The sequence below is a fragment of the Monashia sp. HAY1-5C genome (assembly GCF_056755255.1).
Window position 1 is genome coordinate 1 of the sequence record NZ_JBPGXG010000211.1, and the last position, 5,175, is coordinate 5,175.

Below are 5,175 nucleotides of genomic sequence, written 5' to 3' on the forward strand. Positions count from 1 at the left end.
CGATGACGGCGGTGAACAGGACCGCTCCCGGGACGAAGTACGTCCAGTAGGACGCCTCCCGGCGTCGGCTCCTCGGGAGCCGGTCGGTCGGGACCGACGCGTCGTCGGCGTGGCTGAGCGTGGCGCTCGACATGATTCCTCCGTTCGGGGTGGGGCGGCGGGCCGCCCCACCCCGCGTGGCCGGTTCCCGGCTACTTGGCCTGGATCTCCTTGATGCCGTCGGCGTACGGCTTGGCGAGCTCGTCGAGGACCTCGCTCGGCTGCGCGGACTGGTTGATGAGCCCCTGGAGCTTGGCCACGAGCACGTCGTAGTAGCCCGGGACCGGCCAGTCGGGGTAGAAGGCGAGACCGTCCTGGTCGAGCAGGGTCGCGAAGTCCTCCGTCATCTTGCGGGTGCGCTCGTCGGTGATCTTCGACGGGTCCCCCGCCACCGGCAGGCCACCCTTCTGGCCGAGCAGGTCCTGGACCTCGGGGCGGAGCGTGATGTCGATGAAGTCGTAGGCGAGGGACTTCGCCTTGGAGTTCTCCGGCACGACCCAGAGGTTGCCCGAGGAGCCGGCGTCGAGCTTGTTGCCCGGGAAGAGCATCGTGCCCCAGTCGAACCCCTTGATCTCGTCGGCGAACCGGCCGAACCACCAGGAGCCCGAGACGATCATCGGCGTCTTGCCGGCGATGAAGGCCGTGCCCATGTCCTCGGCCTTGGCGCTGGCCGTGTTCCTGGCGATGTAGCCCTTCTTGACCCAGGCGTCGAAGGTGTCGGCGCCGTACTTCAGCGGGTCGGCGTGGAAGTCGACGGGTCCCTTGTACAGCTGGTAGTCGTCGACGAAGCTCCGGTCGGCCTTGGAGAGGGCGAGCTGGTAGTAGAGCTGGCCCGCGGGGTACTCGGCGCCGGCCATGCCGAGGCCGGCGATCCCCTTGGCCTTGAAGGCTGCCAGCGCGGACTCGAGCTCGGCGAAGGTCGTCGGCAGCTTGACGCCGTTCTTCGTGAAGAGGTCCTTGTTGTAGTAGACCATGACGTACTCGCCGTAGTTCGGCACGCCGTACCAGGCGTTGCCGCCCATGACGCCCTTCTCGTCGTACTTGGCCGTGGTCTGCAGGCTCGGGCTCAGCTTCTTGTCCCACCCGCGCTTCTGCGCCTCGGCAGTCAGGTCGGTGAGCAGACCCTGGGAGGCGAGCAGGCCGGCGGTGGCGTTGCCCTTGTTGTACTCCATGATGTCGGGACCGGCTTCGGAGTTGAGGATCATGCCGGCGTTCTGCTGGATCTGCTCGAACGCCTTGCGCTCGAACTCGACCTTCACACCGGGGTGCTCCTTCTTGAAGATCTCGATGGCCTTGTCCCAGGCCACACCCATGGCGCCGTTCGCGCTCTCGTAGTGCCACAGGCGCAGGGTCGTGGCCGCCGTGTCGTCGGCACCCGCTCCCGGCGACTCGCCGCCGCTGCAGGCGCCGAGGGCGAGGGCCGCTGCGGCCACGGCGGCCAGAGCTGCGCGGTGAAGGGGAAACCTCATTGTCGCTCCTTGGTCAGGTACAGTGTCGAAGCGCTTCGACTGTGCCAGTCGCGAGCCCGCTCAGTCAATAGTTTGAGGAAAAAACAAATTGTCGCGAGACACGGCCACCGGGCCGCGGACGGATGAGTCGGAGGTGGCGTTGAACGGCCGGACCCTCGCCTATGGTGATCGCATGCCCACCATCGCCGACGTCGCCCGCGAGGCCGGGGTGGCGCCGAGCACCGTCTCCTACGTGCTCAGCGGCAAGCGCGCCATCTCTGCCGAGACGCGCGCCCGCGTCGAGGCCGGTATCGCGCGACTCGGCTACCGGCCCAATGCCGGCGCCCGGGCCCTGGCGAGCGCGAGCACGAACATCGTCGCGGTCGCGGCACCACTGCGGACCGACATCAACGTGCCGGTGATCATGCAGTTCGTCGCGGCCATCGCCCTGGAGTGCCGGGTCCGCGACTACGACGTGCTGCTCGTCATCAAGGACGAGGGCCCCGAGTCGCTGGACCGGATCGTGCAGGGCTCGATGGCGGACGCGCTCATCGTCATGGACGTCGAGGCCCACGAGCCACGGCTGGCGACCCTGCACGACGCCGGTTTCCCCGTCGTCCTCATCGGGGTGCCCGAGACGCCCGGCGACTTCAGCTGCGTCGACCTCGACTTCGCCGCGGCGGCCCGGTCGTGCGTCGAGCGGCTCGTGGGACTCGGCCACCGCGACATCGCCCTCCTGGGAGCGACCCCCGCGGTCTACGAACGGGGAACGAGCTACGCGTTGCGCTTCCGGGCCGGCTTCGAGGCCGCTGCTGCGGAGGCGGGGGTGCGCGCCTCCGTGCACGCCCTCAGCGTGGGACACCACGAAGTGGAGGCCCAGGTCGACGCGCTGTTGCGTGACGAGCCCGCGGTCACCGGCCTCGTCGTGCACAACGAGGCGTCGCTGCCGGCACTGATCACGACGCTCAGGGCGCGCGGCCGGGACGTCCCGGAGCACATGTCGATCGTCGCCCTGTGCCCCGACGACATCGCCGAGACGCAGTCCGTGCCGCTCGACGCGGTGTCCATCCCGGCCGCCGAGGTGGGTCGCCGAGCCGTCGAGCTCGCGCTGCGGCAGCTCGCCGGCCAGGCAGGTGGCCAGGAGCTCCTCCCGCCGCACCTCGAGGTCCGCGGCAGCGCTGCCGAGCCGTACCGGGCGGCGGCCACCGGCGACTGACGCCTTCGACCCGGCGGCCCTGAACGCCACCGAACGCCACCGCGGGACGGCAGACCGCCGGGCGCGGGCGGCTGCCATGATGACCCGGTGCGCGCGATGGTCCTCGATTCTGTCCGAGCCCGGCCCGAGGTCCGGGAGGTCCCCGAGCCGACCGCGCCGGCGGCCGGCGTCGTCGTCAGGGTCGTGGCGACCGGCCTGTGCCGCAGCGACTGGCACGCCTGGGCCGGGCACGACGACATCGACTTCCCGCACGTGCCGGGTCACGAGCTCGCCGGCGTCGTCACCGAGGTCGGCCGCGGCGTCGAGCGCTGGGCGGTCGGCGACCGGGTCACCGTCCCGTTCGTGTGCGGCTGCGGCAGGTGCGAGTGGTGCCGTTCGGGGCAGGCCCAGGTGTGCCCTTTCCAGGAGCAGCCCGGCTTCACGCACTGGGGCTCGTTCGCCGAGTACGTCGCGCTCCACGCGGCCGACACCAACCTCGTGGGTATCCCCGGGAGCGTCGGCTTCGCGGCCGCCGCGAGCCTCGGTTGCCGTTTCGCCACGGCCTACCGGGCGCTCTCCGGCCGCGCGCGGCTCGCGGAGGGCGAGTGGGTCACGGTGGTCGGTTCGGGCGGCGTCGGGCTCAGCACGGTGATGATCGCGCGGGCGCTCGGCGCACGCGTGGTCGCGGTCGACCGCAACCCGGAAGCCCTCGCCGTCGCCTCGGCGCTCGGCGCCGAGGTGACGCTGCTCGCCGACGGCACGGACGTCCCGGCTGCCGTCGCCGAGCTCACCGGGGGCGGCAGCCACGTCGCGGTGGACGCGGTCGGCAGCGAGCAGACCTGCGCCGACGCCGTCCTCAGCCTGCGGCGCCGGGGCCGTCACGTCCAGGTGGGCCTGCTGCCCCCTGTCGACGGTCACCCGCGCGTCCCGATGGCGCGGGTCATCGGCTGGGAGCTCGACCTGCTCGGCAGCCACGGCATGGCCGCCGCCGACTACCCGGGCATGATCGAGCTCGTCGAACGCGGTCTGCTCCAACCGCAGCGTCTGGTCGAACGGACCGTCGGGCTGGAGGAGGCCGCCGCCATGCTCCCCGGGTTCGACCAGGCGACCGTCGCCGGCATGACGATGATCGACCCCAGCCGCTGACCCCACCGGGCCGACGCGTGCCACGGAGCGCCTGGGGCACTGCGGTGCACTGCGGCGGCTCGGGCCGGCAACGAGCGTGACGCCTACGCGAGGATCCGCCGCAGCGTGTCGACCGGGTCGCGGGTCTGGAACAGGTCCCTGCCGACGCCGACGGCCGTCGCTCCTGCGGCCAGCCACGTCGGCACGTCGGCGAGGGGGATGCCGCCGGTGGGCACCACGCGTGCCCCGGGGCAGATCGCCAGCAGGGAGCGCAGGAAGCCGATGCCGCCGACGTGAGCCGGGAAGAGCTTGGCCACGCCGCCGTGGCCGGCCGAGGCCAGGACCTCCCCCACCGTCATGCCGCCCTCCATGAAGGGGACACGTCCGGCGAGCTCCGCACGCACGGCCGGGGCCGGGCAGGGAGAGACGAGGAAGTCGGCGCCCGACTCGACGGCGGTCCGTGCCTGGTCGGCTCGCAGCACCGTGCCGAGGCCCACCATCAGCTGCGGATGGGCCGCCCGCACCTCGCCCAGTGCTGTCGGCCAGCCCGCGGTGGTGGCCGTCAGCTCGACCATGGTGAGCCCCGCGTCGACGCACCGTGCGGCGGCGTCGACCGCCTCGGCAGCGGTCGACGTGCGCAGCACCGGGATGACCCGCGCGTGAGCCACCTTCTCGGCGAAGCGCTCCTCGACGTGCACCGCTTCCTGCTCATCGCGTTCCATGGGTCGTCGCTCCTTCCTCCGCCATGGCCGCCAGCTGCTCGCGCCCGACGTGGATGCCGTGGTCACCGAGCTGCTGCAGCACCGCGCCGGCCAGGCCGTGGCCCCATCGCAGCGCGGCCTCCGGCTCCCGGTCCAGGCTGCGGGCGGCCAGGTAGCCGGCCGCGAAGGCGTCTCCGGCGCCGACCGGCTCGACCACCTCGACCCGGGGGGCCGGGACCGAGACGACCTGCGACCCCACGAAGGCGACCGCCTCGTGGGGGCCGTCCTTGACGACGAGCTCTGCAGGTGCGGGCAGCACCCGGCGCACCTCGCCGGCGTTCGCACACCCCCAGATCTCGGCGGCCTCGTCGAGCCCCACGAACACGGTGTCCGCCTCCTGGGCGAGAGCCATGAGGACGTCGCCCGCGGTGACCGGATCCCACAGCGCCGGGCGGTAGTTGACGTCGAACGACGTGTGCACCCGGTGCGCCCCGAGGAGGTCCTGCACGAGCGCCAGGCAGTCCGCCGACAGCGCGGGGGTGATGCCGGACAGGTGCACGTGCTCCACGCCGTGGAGGGCCGGCGCGGGCACGCGCCGGTAGGTCGTGGCCGCGGACGCGCTCCGGTAGTACCGCATGGTCGTCACCGTCCCCGTGAGGTCCTTGAC

5 protein-coding genes are annotated in these 5,175 nt (G+C 72.2%); 2 read left to right on the forward strand and 3 right to left on the reverse strand.

All coding sequences use genetic code 11. The annotated features are described in order from the left end of the window. Positions 1–191: 191 nt before the first annotated feature. Entirely contained in the window at positions 192–1,508 is a 1,317-nt protein-coding gene (locus ACR9ZK_RS20695) for an ABC transporter substrate-binding protein (RefSeq protein ID WP_481343849.1), read from the reverse strand. 172 nt (positions 1,509–1,680) lie between these two features. Here ACR9ZK_RS20695 and ACR9ZK_RS20700 point away from each other — a divergent pair, with 172 nt between their 5' ends. Together ACR9ZK_RS20700 and ACR9ZK_RS20705 are read left to right on the forward strand one after the other, a co-directional pair. Next, positions 1,681–2,703: a LacI family DNA-binding transcriptional regulator gene (locus ACR9ZK_RS20700; RefSeq protein WP_481343850.1), complete on the forward strand. Its 1,023-nt coding sequence runs from the start codon at positions 1,681–1,683 to the stop codon at positions 2,701–2,703. An 87-nt stretch (positions 2,704–2,790) separates the two neighbouring features. After that, positions 2,791–3,828 (forward strand): alcohol dehydrogenase catalytic domain-containing protein, encoded by a 1,038-nt coding sequence (locus tag ACR9ZK_RS20705; protein ID WP_481343851.1) that lies wholly within the window; start codon positions 2,791–2,793, stop codon positions 3,826–3,828. Positions 3,829–3,911: 83 nt separating this feature from the next. Here the strand turns inward: ACR9ZK_RS20705 and ACR9ZK_RS20710 are convergent, their stop codons facing one another. Together ACR9ZK_RS20710 and ACR9ZK_RS20715 are read right to left on the reverse strand one after the other, a co-directional pair. Further along, positions 3,912–4,529 (reverse strand): bifunctional 4-hydroxy-2-oxoglutarate aldolase/2-dehydro-3-deoxy-phosphogluconate aldolase, encoded by a 618-nt coding sequence (locus ACR9ZK_RS20710; protein ID WP_481343852.1) that lies wholly within the window; start codon positions 4,527–4,529, stop codon positions 3,912–3,914. Next, the coding region (locus ACR9ZK_RS20715; protein WP_481343853.1) for a PfkB family carbohydrate kinase at positions 4,516–5,175 on the reverse strand (660 nt) is incomplete at its 5' end. The genes ACR9ZK_RS20715 and ACR9ZK_RS20710, both read right to left, overlap by 14 nt.